Origin of the sequence: Clostridium sp. K04 (genome assembly GCF_019734375.1) — a bacterium.
Lineage (GTDB): Bacteria > Bacillota > Clostridia > Clostridiales > Clostridiaceae > Clostridium > Clostridium saudiense.
This window is the reverse complement of the sequence record NZ_JAASHD010000017.1, coordinates 38,589-62,594: the sequence shown is the minus strand read 5'-3', so window position 1 is coordinate 62,594 and position 24,006 is coordinate 38,589. Positions and strand designations below refer to the sequence as shown.

General features: G+C 29.1%; 20 protein-coding genes and 7 tRNA genes. All 27 read right to left on the bottom strand.

Annotated elements, in window-relative coordinates; all coding sequences use genetic code 11:
* Window positions 1-215: 215 nt before the first annotated feature.
* The 27 genes from ftsH to HCG70_RS08705 all read right to left on the bottom strand — a co-directional run bounded on the left by ftsH (window position 216) and on the right by HCG70_RS08705 (window position 23,969).
* On the bottom strand, window positions 216-2,018 hold the full coding sequence (ftsH, locus tag HCG70_RS08835) for an ATP-dependent zinc metalloprotease FtsH (RefSeq protein ID WP_042402395.1): 1,803 nt from the start codon (window positions 2,016-2,018) through the stop codon (window positions 216-218).
* Window positions 2,019-2,065: 47 nt separating this feature from the next.
* A complete protein-coding gene (gene hpt, locus HCG70_RS08830; RefSeq protein ID WP_042402398.1) occupies window positions 2,066-2,605 on the bottom strand; it encodes a hypoxanthine phosphoribosyltransferase in 540 nt (179 codons plus the stop codon).
* A 5-nt stretch (window positions 2,606-2,610) separates the two neighbouring features.
* On the bottom strand, window positions 2,611-4,005 hold the full coding sequence (tilS, locus tag HCG70_RS08825) for a tRNA lysidine(34) synthetase TilS (protein WP_042402402.1): 1,395 nt from the start codon (window positions 4,003-4,005) through the stop codon (window positions 2,611-2,613).
* Window positions 4,006-4,149: 144 nt separating this feature from the next.
* Window positions 4,150-6,537: a stage II sporulation protein E gene (gene spoIIE / locus HCG70_RS08820; protein WP_042402404.1), complete on the bottom strand. Its 2,388-nt coding sequence runs from the start codon at window positions 6,535-6,537 to the stop codon at window positions 4,150-4,152.
* Window positions 6,538-6,900: 363 nt separating this feature from the next.
* A tRNA-Leu gene (locus HCG70_RS08815) sits at window positions 6,901-6,987 on the bottom strand.
* A 5-nt stretch (window positions 6,988-6,992) separates the two neighbouring features.
* Window positions 6,993-7,069: transfer RNA gene (locus HCG70_RS08810), tRNA-Met, on the bottom strand.
* A gap of 5 nt (window positions 7,070-7,074) precedes the next feature.
* A tRNA-Met gene (locus HCG70_RS08805) sits at window positions 7,075-7,150 on the bottom strand.
* A gap of 22 nt (window positions 7,151-7,172) precedes the next feature.
* Window positions 7,173-7,259, bottom strand: a tRNA-Leu gene (locus HCG70_RS08800).
* Between the two features lie 5 nt (window positions 7,260-7,264).
* A tRNA-Met gene (locus tag HCG70_RS08795) sits at window positions 7,265-7,341 on the bottom strand.
* 4 nt (window positions 7,342-7,345) lie between these two features.
* Window positions 7,346-7,421, bottom strand: a tRNA-Met gene (locus tag HCG70_RS08790).
* 21 nt (window positions 7,422-7,442) lie between these two features.
* A tRNA-Leu gene (locus tag HCG70_RS08785) sits at window positions 7,443-7,529 on the bottom strand.
* Window positions 7,530-7,797: 268 nt separating this feature from the next.
* On the bottom strand, window positions 7,798-8,199 hold the full coding sequence (locus tag HCG70_RS08780; RefSeq protein ID WP_042400035.1) for a S1 domain-containing RNA-binding protein: 402 nt from the start codon (window positions 8,197-8,199) through the stop codon (window positions 7,798-7,800).
* Window positions 8,200-8,287: 88 nt separating this feature from the next.
* On the bottom strand, window positions 8,288-8,569 hold the full coding sequence (locus HCG70_RS08775) for a septum formation initiator family protein (RefSeq protein ID WP_042400039.1): 282 nt from the start codon (window positions 8,567-8,569) through the stop codon (window positions 8,288-8,290).
* 78 nt (window positions 8,570-8,647) lie between these two features.
* Window positions 8,648-9,040: a spore cortex biosynthesis protein YabQ gene (yabQ, locus tag HCG70_RS08770; protein ID WP_042400042.1), complete on the bottom strand. Its 393-nt coding sequence runs from the start codon at window positions 9,038-9,040 to the stop codon at window positions 8,648-8,650.
* Between the two features lie 9 nt (window positions 9,041-9,049).
* The gene (gene yabP / locus HCG70_RS08765) at window positions 9,050-9,343 is read right to left on the bottom strand and encodes a sporulation protein YabP (RefSeq protein WP_042400046.1); all 294 of its coding nucleotides are present in this window, start codon (window positions 9,341-9,343) and stop codon (window positions 9,050-9,052) included.
* A gap of 52 nt (window positions 9,344-9,395) precedes the next feature.
* Window positions 9,396-9,656: an RNA-binding S4 domain-containing protein gene (locus HCG70_RS08760; protein ID WP_042400050.1), complete on the bottom strand. Its 261-nt coding sequence runs from the start codon at window positions 9,654-9,656 to the stop codon at window positions 9,396-9,398.
* Between the two features lie 75 nt (window positions 9,657-9,731).
* A complete protein-coding gene (locus tag HCG70_RS08755) occupies window positions 9,732-10,007 on the bottom strand; it encodes an HU family DNA-binding protein (RefSeq protein ID WP_042400053.1) in 276 nt (91 codons plus the stop codon).
* Window positions 10,008-10,261: 254 nt separating this feature from the next.
* A complete protein-coding gene (mazG, locus tag HCG70_RS08750) occupies window positions 10,262-11,710 on the bottom strand; it encodes a nucleoside triphosphate pyrophosphohydrolase (RefSeq protein ID WP_042400056.1) in 1,449 nt (482 codons plus the stop codon).
* 20 nt (window positions 11,711-11,730) lie between these two features.
* Window positions 11,731-13,260 carry a polysaccharide biosynthesis protein gene (locus HCG70_RS08745; RefSeq protein WP_221697688.1) on the bottom strand — a complete coding sequence of 510 codons (1,530 nt, stop codon included), beginning with the start codon at window positions 13,258-13,260 and terminating at the stop codon, window positions 11,731-11,733.
* Window positions 13,261-13,375: 115 nt separating this feature from the next.
* Entirely contained in the window at window positions 13,376-13,924 is a 549-nt protein-coding gene (spoVT, locus tag HCG70_RS08740; protein ID WP_042400064.1) for a stage V sporulation protein T, read from the bottom strand.
* 293 nt (window positions 13,925-14,217) lie between these two features.
* Window positions 14,218-15,231 (bottom strand): peptidylprolyl isomerase, encoded by a 1,014-nt coding sequence (locus tag HCG70_RS08735; RefSeq protein WP_082423937.1) that lies wholly within the window; start codon window positions 15,229-15,231, stop codon window positions 14,218-14,220.
* Between the two features lie 84 nt (window positions 15,232-15,315).
* Window positions 15,316-18,840 carry a transcription-repair coupling factor gene (gene mfd, locus HCG70_RS08730; protein ID WP_055275444.1) on the bottom strand — a complete coding sequence of 1,175 codons (3,525 nt, stop codon included), beginning with the start codon at window positions 18,838-18,840 and terminating at the stop codon, window positions 15,316-15,318.
* Between the two features lie 24 nt (window positions 18,841-18,864).
* On the bottom strand, window positions 18,865-19,440 hold the full coding sequence (gene pth, locus HCG70_RS08725) for an aminoacyl-tRNA hydrolase (RefSeq protein WP_042400072.1): 576 nt from the start codon (window positions 19,438-19,440) through the stop codon (window positions 18,865-18,867).
* 98 nt (window positions 19,441-19,538) lie between these two features.
* The gene (locus tag HCG70_RS08720) at window positions 19,539-20,672 is read right to left on the bottom strand and encodes a S1C family serine protease (RefSeq protein WP_042400075.1); all 1,134 of its coding nucleotides are present in this window, start codon (window positions 20,670-20,672) and stop codon (window positions 19,539-19,541) included.
* A gap of 100 nt (window positions 20,673-20,772) precedes the next feature.
* Window positions 20,773-22,182: a HAMP domain-containing sensor histidine kinase gene (locus tag HCG70_RS08715; protein ID WP_042400078.1), complete on the bottom strand. Its 1,410-nt coding sequence runs from the start codon at window positions 22,180-22,182 to the stop codon at window positions 20,773-20,775.
* Window positions 22,182-22,868: a response regulator transcription factor gene (locus HCG70_RS08710; RefSeq protein WP_042400081.1), complete on the bottom strand. Its 687-nt coding sequence runs from the start codon at window positions 22,866-22,868 to the stop codon at window positions 22,182-22,184. The genes HCG70_RS08715 and HCG70_RS08710 overlap by 1 nt, the downstream gene beginning before the upstream one ends.
* Before the next feature lie 141 nt (window positions 22,869-23,009).
* Window positions 23,010-23,969: a ribose-phosphate diphosphokinase gene (locus HCG70_RS08705; protein ID WP_042400083.1), complete on the bottom strand. Its 960-nt coding sequence runs from the start codon at window positions 23,967-23,969 to the stop codon at window positions 23,010-23,012.
* Window positions 23,970-24,006 lie beyond the last annotated feature (37 nt).

Genomic DNA, 24,006 nt, shown 5'->3' with positions numbered 1-24,006 from the left:
AATTCGAACATTTTTATTATTTCCCTAAAAATCATTCGTGTTTTGATTTTATTGTAAAATATCTTTTTAATAAAAAAAATTAATAAACAAATGAAAATAACTTTGCTTGAAATTTTTCTAACATTTAAAATATGTCTTTTTTCTTTTCAAACTAATTAAGGTTTATTCGTCACACTTAGAACTTACCACTAAAAAAAGTAGCCCTAAGGCTACTTTTAGTTTGCGTCAAATATCATTTCAAATTCTTTTCCATCTATCTTTTCTTTATCAAGTAATTCATTGGCTACTGCATGAAGCTTATTGATATTAGTCTTAAGTAAATCTTCTGCTCTAGCATATGCTACTTCAATAAATTTCTTAACTTCTTTATCTATTTCTGCACCAATTTCCTCACTAAAGTTTCTTCCTCTTCCAAGATCTCTGCCTAAGAATACTTCATTATTATCAGAACCATAAGAAATAGTTCCAATTTCATCGCTCATTCCATATTCCATAACCATAGCTCTTGCTATTGAGCTTGCTCTATCAATATCATTCTTAGCACCTGTGCTTATATCACCTAGTATTAACTTTTCAGCAACTCTACCACCTAAAAGTCCTACCATTTCATCTTGTAACTTTTCTTTAGAAGTATATGCTCTATCTTCAGTTGGTAAATGCATAGTATATCCACCAGCCATACCTCTTGGTATAATACTTATTTCATGTACTGGGTCTGAATGTTTTAAGCACTTCATTACAACCGCATGGCCTGCTTCATGGTAAGCTGTAAGCTTTCTATCATGTTCACTAATAGCTCTACTCTTCTTTTCAGGTCCTGCAATAACTCTAGTTATTGCTTCTTCAAATTCATCCATTCCAATAGCTTTTTTACTTTTTCTTACAGCTAAAAGAGCAGCTTCATTAGCTAGGTTTTCTAAATCAGCACCACTAAATCCTGGTGTTCTCTTTGCTAGTACCTCTAAATCTACGTCAACAGCTAAAGGCTTTTTATGTGTATGAACCTTTAAAACTGCTTCTCTACCTTTTCTATCTGGTCTTTGAACAACTATTTGTCTATCAAATCTACCTGGTCTTAATAATGCTGGGTCTAAAATATCCGGTCTATTTGTTGCCGCTATCATTATGATACCTTCATTAGCTCCAAAACCATCCATTTCAACTAGTAATTGATTAAGAGTTTGTTCTCTTTCATCATGCCCACCACCAAGGCCAGCACCCCTTTGTCTACCTACAGCATCAATTTCATCTATAAATATTAAAGCAGGTGAATTTTTCTTTGCCTGTTCGAATAAATCCCTAACTCTTGATGCACCAACACCAACAAACATTTCAACAAAATCAGAACCTGAAATACTAAAGAATGGTACTCCTGCTTCTCCTGCAATAGCCTTAGCTAATAAAGTCTTTCCTGTTCCAGGAGGCCCGACTAGTAAAACACCTTTTGGTATTCTAGCTCCCATTTCAATATATCTAGATGGAGCCTTTAAGAAATCTACTATTTCTTCTAATTCAGCCTTTTCTTCATCTGCTCCAGCAACATCATCAAAAGTTACCCTCTTAGCATCTGGAGACATCATCTTAGCTCTACTCTTTCCAAAATTCATTACTCCTTTTCCACTTCCACCACCTTGTGACTGTTGTGTAAAGAAGAAAATAAACACTACAAATAATAATATTATCATCCCCATAGGTATTATGGTAAGCCATACACTATTATTAGATGGTGCAGCATATTCTATCTTAATATCATTTTTTGCATATTGACTATTTAACATTTCCACCATTGTATCTGGCGCATATACTGTAAAATTCTTTTCATCTCTTGTCTGTCCAGTAACGAGCATCTTATCAGGATCAACTCTTATACTTTCAATTTCGTCATTTATCCACTTTTGTTGGAAATCACTAAATACTATTCTATCAGAACTACTTTCTCCCTTTAAAAGAAATGATGCAGCAAAAAATAATAATATTATAGCTATTATCCATACAGTAGCACTTGAATATTTCTTCATTCAAGGCCCCCCTTTCTCATAGTTTTTTTATTTTGTTTTTTAATAACTTACTTCTCATAAACCTCTCTTTTTAATATTCCTACAAAAGGTAAGTTTCTATACTTTTCAGCATAATCTAATCCATATCCTACTAAAAATTCATCTGGAGTTTCAAAACCAACATATTTACAATCTATATCAACCTTTCTTCTAGATGGCTTAGTTAATAAGGATACAATTTCAACTGAGCTTGCATTTCTACTTTTTAAATAATTTGATAAATAATTTAATGTAATCCCACTATCAACTATGTCTTCAACTATAATTATATGTTTTCCTGAGATTTCACTATCTAAATCTTTAAGTATTCTAACAACACCAGTAGTTTCAGATGAATCTCCATAACTAGAAACTGCCATAAAGTCAATTTGGCAAGGAATAGTTATATTTTTTATTAATTCTGCTGCAAATATTACAGAACCTTTTAAAACTCCTACCACTAATAACTCTTTTCCTTTGTAATCTTCACTAATTCTTGATGCTAATTCCTTCACTCTCTTATTAATAGCTTCTTCACTAAATAATACTTCTTTAATATCTTGTAACATTGTCACTATTCCTTTCTGTCAAACGTAATTTTTAATATATTTTTTGTATCCTGAGTTATTCTTGACTCTTGAGAAGTTTTATATCCAACAACCCAGGCAATTTTTTCATCAAAGCATAAAATAGGAACTTCATCTCTCTTTTCTCTAGGAATCTTCATATCAATAAAAATATCCTTAAGTTTTTTATTACCTTTCATTCCTAAAGGAATAATTTTATCCCCATCTCTTCTATGCCTAATTATAATCTCTTTTTCTATCTTATCATAATCAAATAACTTTATTAAGTTATTTTTAGAAAATTCTACCTTATTTTTATTATTAATAATTTGAAAACTAATATTATATTCCTCAAATACAATATCATTCAAAATACTATTTTTATTTATTCGCACTTCGCTGATCTTATCATCAATAATATTTTTTTCATTAACTTTAAATATAAGATCTCCATATGAGTTTTTGCATATTATATTATTAGTTAAGTTTATTTTCTTTCCTGTTGAATTTTTAGCTAAATTAACAATCTCGTATATATGCTTCATCTCGAAATTTTGATGACAATTAGAAATTTCTTTAAAAGCTTTTATTATAACTCTAGTAACTACAGCTTCCATTTCATTTACAAATAATTTTTTTGATACTTCTAACTGTTTAGCTTTAACTTTACAATATTTATTGTAACATTCTTTGGAATATTCTTCTATAAATTCATTATCTTTTTGTAATAATGATACCATTCTATTTAAAGTCTCAACTATATCCTCATTAAAATGTTCTTTCATATATGGAATTATATCTAATCTAACCCTATTCCTACTATAAATTCTCTCATGATTACTTTGGTCTATTCTCGGATTAAGTTTATTTTCTTCACAATAATCCTCTATTTCTTTTCTATTTAAGCATAATATAGGCCTTATAATACCATCTTCTCTTTTTGCTTTTATTCCTGTTAATCCTTCAAGTCCAGTTCCTCGCATCATACGCATAAGAACTGTTTCTGCTTGATCATTTGCATTATGTGCTACAGCTATTTTATTGTATCCATGCTTTTCTCTTATTTCTTCAAAAGCTCTATATCTTTCATTTCTTCCAGCCACTTCTAAGGAAACATTAGTATCATTAGCTACACATTCTATATCTATTCTTTTTACATAATAATTTATACCTAATTCACTACATAAATTACCTATATATTTTTCATCTTTATCTGATTCATCCCCCCTTAACATATGGTTTATATGTATTGCACCTAATTCTATATTAAGCATATCTTTTAACTTATATAATATATGTAACATGCAAACTGAATCAGGTCCTCCTGATAAAGCCACTAATATTTTATCTTCAGCTTTAATAAGTTCATTATCATTTATATATTCTATTACTTTATCTAACACTTATATTCTCCTATTTATTTATTTATAAATCTATAATACATTTACCCTATTTCAATGTAAACATTCTATATCTTAAGTTTATACATTTATTTCAAATTTAAATCTATTATCAAGATAATAAAAGTGCTCCTAAGAGCACTTTTATTAATAAGTTGAATATAATTTTGAAACTATTACTGTCATATCATCCAAAACCCTTCCGTTACTTTTTCTTTTAGCTTGTTCTAATATTTCCCTTGCTAAAATTTCCGGATTTACTTGTTCACCTTTTAAATAATTAACTATCCAAGTATATTCACCAACATTATCTTTATCAATATCTATAACTCCATCACTAATAGTTACTATTATATCTCCATTTTTAACTTTCTTCTTAACAGGCTTAATATCAATATCATCAACAATTCCAAAAGGCAAAGTTGTACTGTCAACAACTTCGATTTCGCTGCCTCTTTTAATAAAACTCATACTTGCTCCAACTTTTATAAACTGAGCTTCACCTGTATATAAATCTATTGAATTCATATCTAATGTAGTAAATTTTTCATCTTCACTAAACTTCATTCCCATAATAGAGTTTACTGCATTTAATGTAGTTGCTTCACTAAACCCACCTTCATTAAACTTTTCTATTAATTCAATAGCTGCTTCACTTTCTAAACCTGCTTCCGGTCCTGAGCCCATTCCATCACTTAATATTGTTACATATTCGCCTACCTTATTCTTTCCAAAACTATAACTATCTCCTGAATATTTCTCTCCATCCTTAACATTAAAAGCTACAAATGAAGAAACATTATACTTACAAGTTTCTTCCATAACTATTGAGCATTCATTAGTTTCTGGATCAACAGTACACCCATCTTGAGCTATACTTAATGGTGTTCTTACAAATTCACTAATAATAGGCAATATATATTTTCTACAATAACTTTCACCATCATAACTGTCTATTTTTATTTTAATCTTTAAACGCCCTTTTCTATCAGTATAGGAATAAATATTATTGTATCTAATTTTATTTTTAGCCAATGTCTTTCTTAAGACTTTATCAATTTCTAAACAACTATTTACATTACTATTAAAATCACTAAGAATCCCAGATACCGTTATAGACATATTATTTATTTGATTAGCTATAACTTTTCTGCCTTCTATCAATCTAGATTTTAAAGCTTCATTAACTGTATAAGTTGAAAATAAATCTTCTGCGCTCTTTAATAACGTAGTTCTCTTTACACATTTTAAATCTAATTTTTTAGGTAAATATACATTTTTATTTTCACAGCTTAACATAAGTTCTCCAAACTCTGAAAAAGTACTATGCAACTCTCTTCCCCAGCACTTACTATTCATTTCACAGCTTTGACAAACTCGATCTGCCAAACTTTCTATCATAGCAGCTCCTTTATTTTTCATAAGTAATTTTTCATTACCTGATAAATCTTCAATAGATGTTGCTACCGCTGATAAAGACCCTCTCAATGCTTCTAGTCTATCTACAAACTCTAATTTAATACCTTCAACTTGTGCATCACTTATTACATTACTTTTTTCATCATTACTAAGTTCTCTTAATATTTCTTTAATAACATTTGCCGGAACAACAAACATAATTACTGCTGCAAGGCAAACTTCTATACCAAATTGAATACTTATTTTACCCGTATACGCTTCCATCATAAACATAGATATAACATAAGCTAATATTGAGAAGCTCTTTCCTGTCTCTTTAAATACACCTACAATCAACCCACAAATTGAATACATAGTTGTTGATATAAGCAAATCATTATTAGCAATTCCTATTATTATTCCCATTGTTACACCTAATATAGCTCCAACGTTACTTCCTGCTGCATAAGCAATTGTTATCACCATAGCTAAAGCTATTATAGTTCTTATTTCAATTCCTAATATCGCAAAATTTCCTATCCCCGCTACTACTAAACAACTTAAAATAGCTATACTTATTAACTCTTCTGTTGAATAAAAGTAATTTGTGTTTAATTCTTGCATACAACCAATTCCATAATTCAACATATAAAATACTGGTATTATTAATAAAGCTTTAGTTAAAGAAAAAATTAAATTAATTTCAAAACTTTGCTCTCCAATAAACAACCCCACCGCTAATGTTACTCCGACAATAGCCAAAAAAGCTATGCTATTTTTAAATTCTTTATTAAGAGTATTACATATAATTTTACATAATAATATTGCTGTTGATATAGAAACATAAATTATTATATCTTTACCTTTACTATACCCTATAAGATATCCAACATTAACCGCTAAATAAACTAAAAGTAGTTTCTTAAAATCACTTTTTTTCACCATGGATAAAAAATACCCTATTCCAAAAGGAGCTAAATATAAGCCTTCAACAAAACCAAATCCCACTCTGCTTATCATAACTCCTGAAGCTAATACTACTAATAATCCTATCAACCCATTTTCAAAATCCAATTTTTTTGTTTGCTTTTTACTATCTACCCTTCTATAGCTAGGTACCTCTACTCCATAATCCATAACCATCAATCTCCTCTTAAAAATCCTACTAAAATAATAGCACTATTATAATTAGAGTTATGTCAATTAATGTTTATGAAATTTTAAATTCGTAAGACAATTATCCTTTTTTTTCCAATCAATATTTTATTTTTTTCTTTTTACACTCTTTATTTACACTTTAAAAATGTTTAGACCTATTTTTACTTGAATTATTTTGCTATTTAAATTGTATTTTTTGTCGCATATAATCAACATTTTTTTATATTCATTAGGCATATTATCAAATGTCATTTAATATACTTTTAATTTAAATAATCATAATCATTTATAAAATTTAAATTTAATAATAAAAAAGAGATACAAATTTCTTTGTATCTCTTTTGGTGCTGAAGACCGGAATCGAACCGGTACGGTATCGCTACCGCAGGATTTTAAGTCCTGTGCGTCTGCCTGTTCCGCCACTTCAGCGTATATGGTAGCGGAAATAGGACTTGAACCTACGACACCTCGGGTATGAACCGAGTGCTCTAGCCAGCTGAGCTATTCCGCCATGTTTGGTTGCGGGGGCAGGACTTGAACCTACGACCTTCGGGTTATGAGCCCGACGAGCTGCCAACTGCTCCACCCCGCGATATTATAAACTAAATTCAACTTGGTGCTGAAGACCGGAATCGAACCGGTACGGTATCGCTACCGCAGGATTTTAAGTCCTGTGCGTCTGCCTGTTCCGCCACTTCAGCGTATATGGTAGCGGAAATAGGACTTGAACCTACGACACCTCGGGTATGAACCGAGTGCTCTAGCCAGCTGAGCTATTCCGCCATGTTGGTTGCGGGGGCAGGACTTGAACCTACGACCTTCGGGTTATGAGCCCGACGAGCTGCCAACTGCTCCACCCCGCGATATTTAAGTTGAATTTAGTTTGGTGCTGAAGACCGGAATCGAACCGGTACGGTATCGCTACCGCAGGATTTTAAGTCCTGTGCGTCTGCCTGTTCCGCCACTTCAGCGTATTTATTTCTTCGCCGTCATCTGACGACAAAATTAATTATATAGTATGAACATAATACTGTCAACATTTTTTTCACTTTTTTTTATTTTTATTTCATTTTCTATCTAAAGCCAGTAAAATAGCCACTTCCAACTGATTTATTTTCTATACTTTTTTATATTTTTTATATTTTTTTATTATTTTTTATAAAAAAATTTAATAAAAAAAGAGAAAGATAAGTGATTATCCATTCTCTCTAATATATAAAACTTATATAACGGTTCTAATTAAAAACTCTTTTTAGATCTTCCTTTAAATTCTTGATGCTTTTTAAAATCTTGTTGTCTTTCTTCACTATCCTTTAAGAATCTAGACATAATATCTTCAAAGTTTGCTGGTGCAGCTTTTTTCTTTTCAGATGTCCATTCAATTTCTGCAGGTTTTACAGATTTTTTCTTAACGTTAGCTTGCTTAATTGATAAACTAATTTTTCCATTATCATCAATTGATATAACTTTAACCTTTACCTTATCTTGTTCATTAAGATGTTGTCTTATATCCTTAACAAAAGAATCTGCAACTTCTGAAATATGAACTAAACCTGTTTTACCTTCTATCTCTACAAAAGCTCCGAAGTTTGTAATATTTACCACTGTACCCTCTAATATGTTTCCTGCCATTAAGGTCATTTTACAAAGAATCCTCCTTAAAATTAAAAATAATCTATGTCATTAATAATAATAACCATATTAATAGAAATTTAAACTTAAACCAATACTATTCTACCTCATTACTTGGAATAATTTGCTGCTCACCTTCTTTTATTAATCCTAGCCTCTCTCTAGCTAGTTTTTCTAGATACTCATTATTACTTTGAGCCCTATCTAGTTCTGCTTGCAACTTAATATTTTTTTCTTTTAATTCCTCTAATTCTTGGGCTTGAGTAGAAATATCACTCTTTATTCTTTTTAGTACAATAACTTGTTTTATTACACTTATACTAAAAAATCCAATAACTAAAACAATAATAATTCCTTTAAGGTTTACGTTTTTTTTCATAAAATAGTACCCTCTTTATATTATTCTATAAATATATTGTAAACCACTCTACATAATTAATTCAAGATATTTTTTATACTAATTGTTTTTTCCTGTAATATTGTGAAATATTACTTTAAATGGATAAATAAAATTTTTAAATATTACTCTAAACATTTTTCCTAAAGCACTTATAAGCTTTAACTCAAATTTAATACATATATTACTAATAAACCTTATGTATAAGGTCAACGAAATAATCATAAATATATAAACATAAGCTCCTAAAAAAGCATAATTAGTATAAAGGAGGAATGTAAAAACTGCCATAGCCGCTAGTATCCAAAACAATATATCTTCAATTGCAATTACAATTTTATTTACATTGCTACCTCTTATTATTCTATATAAGTCAAACATTGCTCCGGTTAGTATACCAGCTAACATTGCATAAAGTATAATACTAAATTGTACATCTGTTTTTAATGGCATAATAACCTCCTATTTAAAAAGCCTTCCAATTATGCTTTCTTTTTCTTTTTTAACTTCTTTTCCACTATAAACGATATAATATATTTCTCCATTAATCATTACATCGCCATTCTGTACATCAAGCTTATTCATTTTCAAATTTTGACCCTTTATCGTTAATGCTCCAAGCTTAGTATTAAGTAATATCTTTTCATCATCAAAGCTAATTACTTCCTCTACTCCAGTTAATGTCATTTTCTTTCTGTTTTCTAATATAATATTTCCTCTATTATCCTCTATACTACCCTCTAATTTTTTCTCCATTATTTACTCCTCCATATATTTCTTGATTAAATATATGAAGTATTATTAAAAATTATTCTTGATCTTCTACACCTTCTAAAATCTCATACATTTCTTTAGCATTTTCTTTTCTCACATGATCAGCAATATTAATAATTCTTGCCTTAAGCTTTCTATTTGCAAAAGTAATTTCTATTATATCTCCTTCATTTACGTTAGTTGATGGTTTTGCTACCTTATCATTAATTGAAACTCTTCCGCCTTCACAAGCTTCCTTAGCCACTGTTCTTCTTTTTATTATTCTTGATACTTTTAAATATTTATCTAATCTCATATAATATTCCTCCACATAAGTTCATTAATTTTAGGTATTAAAAAGCCCGAGATAACTCGGGCTTAAAAATTATAATTACTTATTAACTCTCTCTTTAAATTCCTTACCTGCTTTAAATACTGGTACAGTAGAAGCTGGAATGTTTATAGTTTCTTTAGTTCTTGGGTTTCTTCCTTCTCTAGCTGCTCTTTCTCTAGTTTCGAAAGTACCAAATCCAACTAATTGAACTTTTTCCCCATTTTCTAAAGCTTCTTGAACTGAATCAATGAATGCTTTTAATGCAGTTTCTGCATCTTTCTTTGTTAATTGGCTTTTTTCTGCCATGCTAGTAATTAATTCTGCTTTATTCACGATTTACATCCTCCTTAAATAAACAGTTAAAAATATTGTAGTTAACTATTTTTAATTATGTACTATAACTACATTACCTTATTATATATCCACTTTATTCAGTAGTCTATAGTAATACGGGCTTTTTTTCTATAAAAATATATTTATTACAACTTTTTCTTGTAGTATAGTCATTTTTATATTCCTCTTCTTAAAATATTCTGCACAAACTATAAAAATCCTTCTATAAATGCAGAAATTCTCTATCTTTTCTGTTAATCGTACTTTTTTGAATCTTCCCATAAAGCATTCATTTCATCTAATGTAGAGTCGTTTAAATTTTTGTCTTGCTTTAATAAATTTTCCTCAACAAATTTAAATCTTTTAACAAACTTTTTGATTGATTTATTTAATGCTTCTTCTTCATCAACATTTAATAATCTAGCTACGTTAACACAAGCAAATAATAAATCACCAACTTCATTTATTATTTTTTCCATATTATTGGATTTATATACATCTAATACTTCATTTATTTCTTCTTCTATTTTTTTAACAGCTTCATTTACATCTTCAAAATCAAATCCAACCTTTGAAACCTTTTTTTGTACCTTGTGTGCTTTAGTTAATGCAGGTAATGTCTTTGCTATTCCCTCAATTTCTTCAGTAAGAGTTTCATAGTTCTTTTCCTTTTTCTTTAATTCATCCCAATTCTCTAAAACCTCTTTAGATGAATCAGCAACTACATTTCCAAAAACATGAGGATGTCTATAAATCATTTTTGTTGTTATTGCTTCTATAACATCAGATATATTAAAATATCCATCTTCTTTTCCAATTACAGAATGGAATACAACTTGTAATAAAACATCTCCTAACTCTTCTATTAACCCATCTATATTATCATCTTCTATAGCTTCTACAGTTTCGTAAGCTTCTTCTATAAGAGAATTTTTAATACTTTCGTGAGTTTGTTCTCTGTCCCAAGCACATCCATCTTCTCCTCTTAAAATTTCAATTGTATTGATTAAATCATAAAAATCTTTTTTATTATTTATATCCTTAGGAATATATACTGAAGTTAAATAGTCTATATCTTCTTGCATATCTAATTCATATAAAGGAATTTTTCTTATAGATTCTTCTCCTTCTATTCCTGCGGCTCTTACATAGTATATCTCTGTTTCATCATTATAATATTCAAGTAATTCAAGTTTTACTTCAGAAGCAATTAATACATTATATACTTGAGTAATTATAGTACCAATTCTTTTATCCAATATTTGATTTTTTATATCAAACGCATCTATTATCTTTAGTCCTTCTATTGGATCAATTTGAAGCCTATCCATCATAGCATCCACAAAGCTAACTGCAGGTAGTATTTTATATTCTATATTATTTTCATTACATAAGTTAATAAGATTTAAAACTGATCTTTCTGCTACTAAAGGATGTCCTGGAACAGCATAAACTAGTTCACCACATTTTTTATATTCTTCTATCATTTCATTTGCAATATTAGAATATACCTCATCAAAACTACTTCCTTCTTCATAATAATTATCACAAGTCTTAAAAGAAGTTAATCCTTTTTTTAAATAATCAACTGTAGGATGCTTTTCTGTTCTAAAATAAAGGTTTTTACTTTCCTCTAAAGCTCTAACAGCTCCTATCGTTAAAGCATCTGGTGAACCAGGCCCTAATCCAACTATTTTTATCATTGTACAGTACTCTCCTTACATCATTTTCTTACTAATCCATTTTTTATTTCATCAACATTAAATACTTTAAAAAGTAGAATAGCTATTATATATATAATAATACCCATAAATATTGATAATAAGCAAGAAATACTGTTACTGTCTATTTTTTTCATTATAAAATCATAGCTAAATAAGACTACTACTATCATTGCAACTGATGCATATGCCGGCTTTATAAAAGAATCATAAATACTTACTTTACATTTAATTTTACTTTTAAGTGCTATAAGATTTAATATAGTAACTACTACATAAGCAGAAATACTTGCTATTACAGCACCAAAAATATTTATTTCTGGTATTGGAACTAATATTGTAGTTAAGATTACCTTTACAATACATCCTATTACTAGGTTTATAACTGGCCTTATATAATGATTTGTAGCCTGTAAAACAGACGTTGTCGTTTGAGTTACAATAACAAAAGGTATGGATATTGATAAATATCTTAATATTTCAATTCCCTCATATCTATCAAAAAATACTAACTTCATTATAGGTCCTGCTAAACAAAACATTCCTAATGTAGCTGGCAATGCAATAACTGCTGATAATTTCATTGCAATATTAATTTTACTTTGCATTTCTTCTTTTCTGTTTAGTATATAGTTTTCTGCTATTATCGGAATTAATGATGTACAAATTGCTACTGATAATGTTAAAGGTATATTAACTAATACAGCAGCCTTACCAGTAAGTTGTCCATATAAAGCCGTTGCATTTGCAACACCAGATTCAACTAGTTTTTGTGGCACTAATATAGAATCTATTAAATTCATTATTGTTCCTACTGTAGCACCAATAGAAATTGGAATTGCAATCTTTAATATTTTACTTAATAATTCTGGATTAGTTTTAACCCTTCTTATTCCCATTTCCCTTTTTACATGCCTATACTTTATAATCAAATATATTCCTGCAATAAAAGCTCCTCCTGCCGCTCCAAAAGCAGCTCCTCCTGCGGAATATTCAATTCCCTTGCTAAAAAGAAGATAGGCTAGTCCAACTCCAATTATCACTCTTCCTATTTGCTCTAATATCTGTGATACTCCAGACGGTGTCATATTTTGAAGTCCTTGAAAGAAACCTCTAAATATAGTAACAAATGAAACCATCATCGGTGCAAAAGATATACCTATTAATGAGTAATAAGATTTCATATCCCATTTTAAGAAACTAATAATTGGCTTTGCAAAAAAGAATAATATCAATGAAGTTCCTACCCCTAACGTTATCATCAAAAAAGAAGATTCTTTAACAACTTCATAACTTCCTTCTACATCTCCAACAGCATTTTTTTCTGATATCATTTTAGAAACTGCTACCGGAACCCCACTTGCCATTCCTACATAAAACATGTATAAAGGATATGATAATTGATAATATCCAATTCCTTCATCACCAATTAACATAATTAATGGCCATCTAAAGAAAAAGCCTAATACTTTTGCTAACATTCCAGCCATTCCCAATACCAAGCTTCCTTTTATAAGAGATTGCTTCTTCATAAAATACCTCCAAACTCAAATTACTGACTACTACTAATTTTTATTTAAAGCTTAGAGGTATTATTACAAATATTGTATAAATATTTAACAAATATTGTAATATGTCTAGTATTATTTATTGTTCCATTTGCTTTCCTAAGAAAGCTGCTGCAGTTTCAGCTAATTTTAACTCTAAATCTCCAAAAACATCTCCAGATTCTTTTGATACAATAAGCACAGCTCCAATTGCATCACCTTCAGCAATTATTGGTGCTATCACTTGGCTTGTATATTCTCCTGGGTCCTCATCATTATGTAATGGAATTGTTTTACTATTCTCTGTTATGATAGAAGGTTTTCTACCATCCATTATAGATTCTAGTTCTGAACTTATTTTTCTTTCAATATAATCTTTCTTTGTTGCTCCACTTACTGATATAAAGGCATCTTTATCAGCAATTAAAACAATATGTCCAATTGCTTGTTGCAAGCTTTCAGCATACTCCTTAGAAAAATCAGTTAATTCTCCTATTGGTGAGTATTTCTTTAAGATTACACCACCTTCTCTATCTGTAAATATTTCTAATGGATCTCCTTCTCTAATTCTTAATGTTCTTCTAATTTCTTTTGGTATAACTACTCTTCCTAAATCATCAATACGTCTTACTATTCCTGTAGCTTTCATTACTATGAGTTACCTCCTTAATTATGTTATATGATTAACTGCATTATTATTATTTGAAGTATTAGAAATTTTATACACATATACCCAATATTTATCCTCTCCTATCTAAAGAGGAATTATATGAAGTCTATGGTAATTTTACAATTATTAAATTCAAATAATAATTGTGAAAATTTAAAATAATATCTTCCATATCTTCAATAATAAATTTCCCTAAAATTCAATTTATTATTTATAATAATAAAAAAAGCCAAACAAGATTTTTATAATCTTGTTTGACTTTTTACTACAAATTAAAGTCTATCTTCATATAATTTAACATTTAAATCTTTTTTCCATTGTTCTAATGTTGAATTATATACTTCTTCTTTCTTTTGACTTTCTAAAGTTGATTTGATAGTATCTTTTACTTCATCAAGTGGAGTTACTGTATCTTCAGCTTGAACTCCCTCAACCTTTATTATATGGTATCCAAATGAACTTTGAACAGGATCTGAAATTTCACCTTCTTTTAATACTTTAAATCCAGCTAAGAAGTCAGTATCAAAGTTTTCTTGCTCATTTTCAACATATCCTAAATCTTCTGATAATGGGAAAGTTCTTGAAGTTGCATTAGCTTCATACTCTGCATATATATCATCAAAAGTAGCTTCACCAGAATTTATTTTATCCTTAGCTGCTTTTGCTTCTTCTTCAGTTTTAAATAATATATGCTTAGCATTTGCTCCAGCTTTTTTAGTATAATCCTCTATATTTTCATTATAGTAAGTTTCAATATCTTCATCAGTTACAGTAACATCTTTTGTTATTGCCTCAGTAACTTTTTGAACTTTTACTAAATTTTCAAGGAAAGAATTAAATTTCTCATCGCTCATTCCGTAATGTTCTAAAGCTTCCTTTAATTTATCTTCTCCGCCATAAGCCTCAACAAAGTTTTGTCTTTCAGTTTCTATTTCAGTTGCTAATTCTTCATCTGATGGAATATATCCAAGCTCTGTTCCTTTAGTGATTAATACTTTATTATCTACTAATTGTTCAAGAACACTTTGTCTTGCACTCTTTAATTTAGCTTTTAATGTATCATCTATATTATTTTCATAATCTTCACCATAAGTTTCAATTAAATAGTCTATATCAGCCTGTAATTCACTATTTACATCTGCCATAGTAATTTTGTCACTTCCAACCTTCGCCAATACAGTCTTTTGTATAGCTTCTGGAGTTTTTTCTATCATCTTACAACCAGCCATTGAAAATGCCATGACAGCAACTGTTGCAATAGCTACTATATTTTTTATCTTTCTCAATTTATTTCCCTCACTTTACATTCATAATAATTTGTTACATACCCTAGTATATCAGTTATATCCTTTTTATTCAAATTCTACTGTCTATTTTTTACGTGAATTTTTAATTAAATCAGTAAGAAGTTTTTTATAAAAATCTAATATTTCCTCACGCTTAATACTATTTACTTTCACAGCAAAAAATGGAGTTTCTCCAAAGTATAAAACAACATTTTCTTTATATTTTTTCATTAATATGTGATAAATATCATTAACTTTTTTATATCCTTTTGGGAACTTAAATCTTACCTCTTTAGGTGTTTCTTTTATCTCTTCAATTAATAATACTTTAGCTAAACTCTTAACATATGCAATATCCATCAAATTATATACAGCTTCAGGAATTGATGAGTATCTATCCTCTAACTCATCCTTTATATCTTTATAATCATCCATATTTTCAATTGCAGCAATTTTTTTATAAACCTCAATTTTTTGAATTTCATCTTCAATATATGATGATGGAATATATGCATCAACTTTAATATCAACAGTTGTTTCAATAGGTTCTTGTTCTATTTCACCTTTAATTAACTTAACTGTATCTTCAAGCATTCTACAATATAAATCATATCCTATAGCTGCCATATGTCCATGTTGAGATGAGCCCATCATATTTCCGGCTCCTCTTATTTCTAAGTCTCTCATTGCTATTTTAAATCCTGATCCAAGCTCAGTAAAATCCTTCAATGCTTTTAATCTTTTTTCAGCAACTTCTGTTAATACCTTATCTTTAGTATACATAAAATATGCATATGCAATTTTATTAGAACGTCCAACTCTTCCTCTTAATTGGTATAATTGTGATAATCCCATCTTATCAGCATTATTTACTATCATGGTATTTACATTTTGAATATCTATACCTGTTTCTATAATAGTTGTACAGACTAAAACATCATATTCCCTCTGCATAAACTTAATCATTTCAGATTCTAATTCTTTTTCAGTCATTTGCCCGTGAATTATTCCTACCTTACATTCTGGTACTAATTCACTAATATATTTAGCCATTCCTTGTATGCTTTCGACTCTGTTATATACAAAATAAACCTGGCCATCCCTTGCCACTTCTCTTAATATAGCATCTCTGATAAGCTGATCATTTTGCTCTACAACATAAGTCTGAATTGGAAATCTCTCTTCTGGTGGCGTTTCAATAACCGAAATATCCCTAACCCCTGTTAATGACATATGAAGCGTTCTTGGAATAGGTGTTGCACTTAATGTTAATACATCAACATTTTTCTTAATTGATTTTATTTTTTCTTTTTGCGCAACTCCAAATCTTTGCTCCTCATCAACTATTAATAATCCTAGATCTTTAAAAACAATATCCTTTGATACTAATCTGTGAGTTCCTATTAATATATCAACATTACCTTCTTTTAACGCTTGCAACGTTGCTTTTTGCTGCTTAGCTGTTCTAAATCTACTTATCATATCAATTTTCACAGGAAAATCTGAAAATCTTTTAACTAAATTTTTATAATGTTGTTCAGCTAATATTGTAGTTGGAACTAAAAATGCAACTTGTTTTCCATCCATTACAGCTTTAAATGCTGCTCTTATCGCAACCTCTGTTTTCCCATATCCAACGTCACCACAAAGCAATCTGTCCATTGGCTTATCTGATTCCATATCATGCTTTATCTCTTCTAATGAAGATAATTGGTCTGGTGTTTCTTCGTATGGAAACTCATCTTCAAACTGTCTTTGCCATTCAGTATCTTTAGAATATTTATACCCCTTTAAAGCTGCTCTAGCTGCATAAAGTTTTACTAAATCTTCAGCTATTTCATTTATTGATTTTCTTACCTTTGCTTTAGCTTTTTGCCATTCATTTCCACCTAGTTTATTTATTTTAGGGCTTTTTCCTTCACTACCAATATACTTTTGAACTAAATCTAGTTGATCTACTGGTACATAAAGCTTATCACCTTTATCATATACAATATCTAAATAATCTCTTGTATTTCCTGCAATCTCAATTTGCTTTATTCCCTTAAATACACCTATTCCATGATTTGCATGTACAACATAATCTCCAGGTTTTAATTCTGCAAAGCTAGTAATTTTTCCAACGCCCTTTTTCTTACTGCTTTTTTTAGGAAGAGATTTCTTAGCTTCACCAAATACTTCTTTATCCGATATTACACAAATTTTTAAATCTGGATACTCAAATCCCTTTACTAGATTACCAAAAGTAACTACAACTTGCCCTAATTCAATAGAGTCAACATCATCTTTATAAACACTTTCAACATCTCTATCTCTTAATGTCTTTACTAATCTTTCACCTCTAGTTCTAGTTCCAGCTAAGATTAATGTCCTATATCCATTTTCCTTTCTTGATTTTATATCTTCAATCAATAAATCTAATTGCCCATTATAACTATTTGATGTAATTTGCTTAAATTCAATATTTTTTCTTGGATATAATATATCTGTTTTATTTTCAAAAGTATTCAAAGTAATAACGTTTGACTTTTCTAAATTAACTAATAATTCATCTTTATCAATAAGTAATTTGTTTTGTGATGGTAAAATATCCCCTCTTTGAAGAAACGCTAAATAATTTTCATTAAATTCATAGTAGATACTTTCAAGTTTTCCTTCACATCTCTTCAAATCATCAATTACAAATGTATATCCATCCAAATAATCAAAAAGCGACTCTGATTTCTCATAAAAGAAAGGTAAATAACTATCAACAGTTTCAAAAGTAGATGTTTCACTTAACATTTCTAAATTTTTATTTACTATTCTTGATATTTTCTCAATTTGTTCACTATTTTTATTATTTGCCTTTTCTAATATAGAATTTAGCTCACTAATAATTGTGTCGTTAGCTCTTTTTTTTGCTTCTTCATCAACAATTACTTCTTTTGCTGGAAAAATATCAATTGATTTAACTTTTTCAATACTACGTTGTGACTCTATATTAAAAGTTCTAATCGAATCTATTTCATCACCAAACAATTCAATTCTATATGGATAAACAGCTGTAGGAGGGAAAACATCAAGTATCCCTCCTCTAAACGAAAATTCACCTTTACCTTCTACCACTTCAACTCTTTCATATCCACACTCAATTAATTTAGTAGAAATCTCTTTTAAATCTACCTCATCACCATTTTTTATATTAATACTATAACTTAAATATTTTTCTCTTGGTGTATATAATGCTGTCATCGCTTCTATAGAAGTAACTATTATCTTTTTATTTTTATTATTAAGTATTTCTTTTATAACCTTTAGCCTAGCCCATCTTAAATCGCCCGAAATAGCATCAACATTATAAAATACAACTTCTCTTATAGGTAAAAAATACACATTAGTTGAATAAAAACTTAAATCATCATATAAATTTTTAGCTTCTATTTCATTATGTGTTACTACAACTAAGGAATTATCTATTTCATTAGAAATAGCATCTATAATATAACTTTTTCCTGATTCTGATAACCCAACAATATTTATAGGAAAAGTTTTCGTCTTTAATCCCATTGAAATATCAATAAATTTTTCATTTTCAATTAAGGGTTGTAATAGCCCCTGCAATCTCATTGTATCACCTTCCATATTCCCTATTTACTTCTCTTTACCTGCATTAAAACCATTTAATTTATTCATTGCTTCTTTAGTATCTTTACTAATCATTATACTTACAGCATCACTTGAAGCTTTTATTGTTTCCCTTAATATTTCTACTTCATCATCACTAAATTTCCCCAATACATGTGAAACCAAATTCCCTTTAGGTGCACCTACACCAATTTTCACTCTTGGAAAAACATCAGTACCTAAATTAGCTATAATGCTTTTTATTCCATTATGCCCTCCATGACTTCCTTTTTCCCTTATTCTTAGTCTTCCCACTTCTAAACTAATATCATCATAAATTACTATTACTTCTTCGTTGCTTATTTTATAAAAGTTAACTACCTCTCTAATACTTTCCCCACTTAAATTCATATATGTAGTTGGTTTTAATAAAATTACTTTCTTCCCATTTATTAATCCTTCTCCAAATATACCTTTAAATTTTATCCTATTTAATTCTATATTATACTTATCTGCTATATAATCTACTGCAGCAAATCCTATATTATGTCTTGTTCCATCATACTCTTTACCTGGATTTCCTAATCCAACAATTAAAAACATTTAAACTCCTCCGTTACTTCAAATTAGACTATTTTATATTATACCATTTTTTTTAGCAAAAATTTAGACTAATTCCTGTTAGAATTAGCCTAAATCATCTAGCTTAATATTTTAATATCTACATACTTCATTTCGCCGTCACTTAAGACCTTGCAGTGTAATATATCATCTTTTTGTTTATCTTGCAATACTACTATTATATCATCAGCCTCTACAATTTCATGATCATCAATTTCAACAATTATATCTGTGGGTTTAATCCCTGCCATATATGCACTTCCACCTTTAGATAATTCCTGTATGTAAAATCCACTAAATCCCCTTTCCTTATCGACTACAATTCCACCTTCAACTATTCCCAAAAGACTCTTAAATCTATTTGTTGAATTAATCATTTCTTGAAGTTCTTTCATTTGTAATCCATAATAAAGCCCAGATTCATTTTTTTCATTTGTTATAGACAAATGAGCAATACCAACTAATTCACCTTTTGAGTTACAAATAGCTCCTCCAGTATTCTTTTCATCAATGGGTGCACTTATTTGTAATAGAGAATATTTTTTTCCATCTAAATCCCACTTCTCATTCTTTGAAGTTATTATTCCTGGAATCGAACTTCCTATATATTCATCTCCAATTGCATTTCCTAAAACAACAATCACCTGACCTTCTTTTATAGTATTTGAATCGGCTAACTTTATAGGCTTTAATTCTCCATCAAACTCTATTTTTATAACCGCTAAGTCAATACTTTCATCTTCAATCAAAATTTGTGCTTTAATTGGCCTTGATGCAACAGATGATAACTTTACATAAATATCACTTTTTCCTTTTATTGTTGAATAATTAGTTAAAATTATTCCACTATCATCAATTATTATTCCTGTTACATTTCCATCAAAATAACTATTATTATTAAGTTTATCTTCATCATCACTAATAGTAACTAAAGATGGAGATACCTCATTTATAACTTTTGTATAATCTAATATAACATTATCCGCATTATCACTTAATTCTTTTACCTGTTGCATTACTTCCCCATATTTATTTTTAACATTTATTCCTGAAATAATTGCCCCTAAAAAACTAGCTGTAACAAGATATAGAATTATTTTAACGCCTATCTTAACTCTTGCTTGAGTAGTATTTTTTTTCTCAAAAATTATATTAGCTATCCTATCTTGTGGAGTTCGTGATATTTTTCTTTCTTTACTTCTTCCAAACTTCATATCTTCCTCCAAGCATTTATAAAATATCTATAATGATTAAACACTATAAGTATTTCAAAATTAATATTAGAACTAATTTTTGATCCTAAATTAATATTTTTTAACTATTTCTTTGCAATGTAAAAGTAAATTTAACACCCTTTCCTTCTACATTATTTACCCATACATCTTGATTATGCTGCGTTAAAATTAATCTTACTATTGGTAAACCAAGTCCTGTACTTATTTTATTCGTTCTTGATTTATCACTTTTATAAAATCTATCCCAAATATGATTAATATCCTCTGGAGAAATAGTCTCTCCAGAGTTAAATATGCTTACATATATTTTTTCACCTTTTGTAGATATATTTACTTCTATTTGCCCATTATCTTCACTATACTTAATTGCATTTTCTAATAAATTAGTTACAACTTGAAGAATTCTATCTCTATCTCCTATTGCAAAACAACGATTTTCATGAAAAATAGCTTTAACATTTAACCCTTTGGCCTGTATTTTACTTTCTAAGTTTAATATACATAAACTTATTGTTTGATTAATGTCAAATTCAGAAATATTTAAATTAAATTTTCCTGATTCCATAGCTGACATATCTAATAAATCATTTACTAATCGTGCTAACCTATCAATTTCATCGTATACTATTTTTAAATAGTAATTTTCCTTATCTTTAGGTATGACACCATCTAATATTCCACCAATAAAGCCTTTAATAGATGTAATTGGTGAGCGTAGTTCATGAGAAACGTTTGAAATGAATTCTTTTCTTATAATATCTGATTCTTCTATAGATTGCGCCATTATATTAAATGACTGAGCAAGTTCTCCTATCTCATTATCATTAATCACCTTAACTCTTTCATCTACATCTCCCTTTGCCAACCTCTTTGCAGCATTATTTATTTCTTCTATAGGCTTAACAACTAGCAATTCAGCAAAATACTTTACTATAGCTGCAGCAACTATAACCGCTAAGATAACAGCAACCCATATAATAATTATGGTATGTTTTACACTTCTTTTTTCCTCTTGAAGCATAATAATATATCCATCTAATTTTTCATTTGAATAAATAGGCTTTATAAAAGCACCTAGATTTTCATTTGAATAATCCTTTATTAATTTCTTTGAATACTCCAACTTATTTGAAGTTGGCACTTTATTTGAACTTATATCAATATTGGTGTATTTAAGATAGTCGTATTTACTATTTGAAACTATATATACATATCCAAGTCTATCTACAATAATCCCATCCATATTATTGCTTAAACAGGCTATTTCCAATAGTCTACCAATTTCTTCATAGCTTCCTTCCTGAGACTTTAAATAGCTACCAACAGCCTCAGAAACAACATCTAATTGCTTATTTAATGATTCTACTGTTCCATTATAATCATTTTTATAAAACCAAATAGTTAAAACCAATCCTACTAATATTAATAATCCACCAGTTATAGAAGAGAAGGTTATTATTAGCTTTCTTACTATGCTATTTTTCTTCACTATCTCACCTCAAACTTATATCCAACACCCCATACTGTTTGAAGCTCCCACTCATCTCCACCTTTAACCTTTTCTCTTAATCTTTTAATATGTACATCAACGGTTCTTGAATCTCCTGGGTAATCATATCCCCAAACTTCATACATAAGCTGTTCTCTAGTAAAAACTTTATTTGGATTGTTGGCCATAAAATGAAGTAACTCTAACTCTTTTGGTGCTAATTTCACATTTTTTCCTTTATACGTTACTTCATATGCTCCAATATCAATAGTTAAATCTGAATATTTAATAACATCTTTTGATTGATTATCCACTGCATATCTTCTTGTTACAGCCTTAACTCTAGCTAATAATTCCTTTGGATCAAATGGTTTTACCATATAATCATCTGCTCCTAATTCTAAAGCAAGTACTTTATCAAATACCTCTCCCTTTGCTGTAAGCATTATTACAGGAATATCACTATTTTTTCTTATATGTTTTAATACATCAATACCATCTTTTCCTGGCAACATAACATCTAATATTACTAATCCGATATCCTCTGTCATTACAATATTACATGCATCATTTCCATTAAAACATTTTTTAGTGCTATATCCCCCACTTTGTAAATACATATCTATAAGTTCATTAATATGAATATCATCATCTACTATTAATACTTTTCCTAACTTATCATCCATTTTTATTCACCTTCCTTAACTAATATTCTATACTATAATTTAAAAAACTCTAATAAAATTTCAATAAAATTTACATTTGTAACACATTATTTAAAAAAGACTAAAAAAATAAGCTGTTGCATTTACAACAGCTTATTTTTATTAGTTCTCAAATAATTTACTTATTGGTTCATCATCATATATTCTCTTAATTGCCTCTGCAAATAACGGAGCTACAGAAATTGATTTAAACTTTTCTAATCCTTCTTGTTCTGGAAGTGGAATTGTATTTAACATAACTAATTCTTCAATAGCAGAATTATTAATTCTTTCAAATGCTGGTCCTGATAACACTCCATGAGTACAACATGCATAAACATTCTTTGCACCTAAATCTTTAAGTGCATTTGCTGCATTTGCTATTGTTCCTGCTGTATCGATCATATCATCAATTAAGATACATCTCTTTCCGTTTACTTCTCCAATAATATTCATTATTTCAGAAACATTTGCTTTTGGTCTTCTTTTATCAATAATAGCAATTGGTGCATTTAACTTATCAGCAAACTTTCTTGCTCTTGTTACGCTTCCTAAGTCTGGTGATACAACAACTACGTCATCTTGATCACTAAATCCTCTTTCTACAAAACTTTTTGCTAAAATAGGTGATCCTAAAAGGTGATCAACTGGTATATTAAAGTATCCTTGAATTTGAGCAGCATGTAAATCCATAGTTAAAACTCTATCTGCTCCAGCTGCTGTTAATATATCAGCAACTAATTTTGCTGTTATCGGATCTCTTGATTTCGCTTTTCTATCTTGTCTAGCATATCCATAGTATGGTATTACTGCTGTAATTCTTCCTGCAGATGCTCTTTTAAATGCATCAATCATAATTAATAATTCCATTAAATTATTATTAACTGGTGAGCTTGTTGATTGAACTATAAATACATCAACCCCTCTTACAGTTTCATTGATATCTACGGAAATTTCTCCATCACTAAATGTAGAAACCTTTGCATTTCCTAATGGTAATCCTAATAAATCTGCGATTTCCTTTGCTAATTCAGGGTGTGAATTCCCTGTAAATATTTTAATTTTCTTTCCATGAGCTATCATAATTGTGAGACCCTCCTTAATTTGCAACATTACTTGT

Excerpts from the sequence above, each read along its gene's own strand:
- yabQ (WP_042400042.1), bottom strand. The coding sequence starts at position 9,040 with ATGCCATTAAAAACAGATGTACAATTTAGTATTATACTTTATGCAATG.
- HCG70_RS08705 (WP_042400083.1), bottom strand. The coding sequence starts at position 23,969 with ATGATAGCTCATGGAAAGAAAATTAAAATATTTACAGGGAATTCACAC.
- HCG70_RS08720 (WP_042400075.1), bottom strand. The coding sequence starts at position 20,672 with ATGAAGTTTGGAAGAAGTAAAGAAAGAAAAATATCACGAACTCCACAA.
- pth (WP_042400072.1), bottom strand. The coding sequence starts at position 19,440 with ATGTTTTTAATTGTTGGATTAGGAAATCCAGGTAAAGAGTATGATGGA.
- HCG70_RS08745 (WP_221697688.1), bottom strand. The coding sequence starts at position 13,260 with ATGAAGAAGCAATCTCTTATAAAAGGAAGCTTGGTATTGGGAATGGCT.
- hpt (WP_042402398.1), bottom strand. The coding sequence starts at position 2,605 with ATGTTACAAGATATTAAAGAAGTATTATTTAGTGAAGAAGCTATTAAT.
- spoVT (WP_042400064.1), bottom strand. The coding sequence starts at position 13,924 with ATGAAAGCTACAGGAATAGTAAGACGTATTGATGATTTAGGAAGAGTA.
- mazG (WP_042400056.1), bottom strand. The coding sequence starts at position 11,710 with ATGATAAAAATAGTTGGATTAGGGCCTGGTTCACCAGATGCTTTAACG.
- spoIIE (WP_042402404.1), bottom strand. The coding sequence starts at position 6,537 with ATGGATTATGGAGTAGAGGTACCTAGCTATAGAAGGGTAGATAGTAAA.
- ftsH (WP_042402395.1), bottom strand. The coding sequence starts at position 2,018 with ATGAAGAAATATTCAAGTGCTACTGTATGGATAATAGCTATAATATTA.
- HCG70_RS08710 (WP_042400081.1), bottom strand. The coding sequence starts at position 22,868 with ATGGATGATAAGTTAGGAAAAGTATTAATAGTAGATGATGATATTCAT.
- yabP (WP_042400046.1), bottom strand. The coding sequence starts at position 9,343 with ATGGAGAAAAAATTAGAGGGTAGTATAGAGGATAATAGAGGAAATATT.
- HCG70_RS08775 (WP_042400039.1), bottom strand. The coding sequence starts at position 8,569 with ATGAAAAAAAACGTAAACCTTAAAGGAATTATTATTGTTTTAGTTATT.
- HCG70_RS08780 (WP_042400035.1), bottom strand. The coding sequence starts at position 8,199 with ATGACCTTAATGGCAGGAAACATATTAGAGGGTACAGTGGTAAATATT.
- mfd (WP_055275444.1), bottom strand. The coding sequence starts at position 18,840 with ATGAGATTGCAGGGGCTATTACAACCCTTAATTGAAAATGAAAAATTT.
- HCG70_RS08760 (WP_042400050.1), bottom strand. The coding sequence starts at position 9,656 with ATGAGATTAGATAAATATTTAAAAGTATCAAGAATAATAAAAAGAAGA.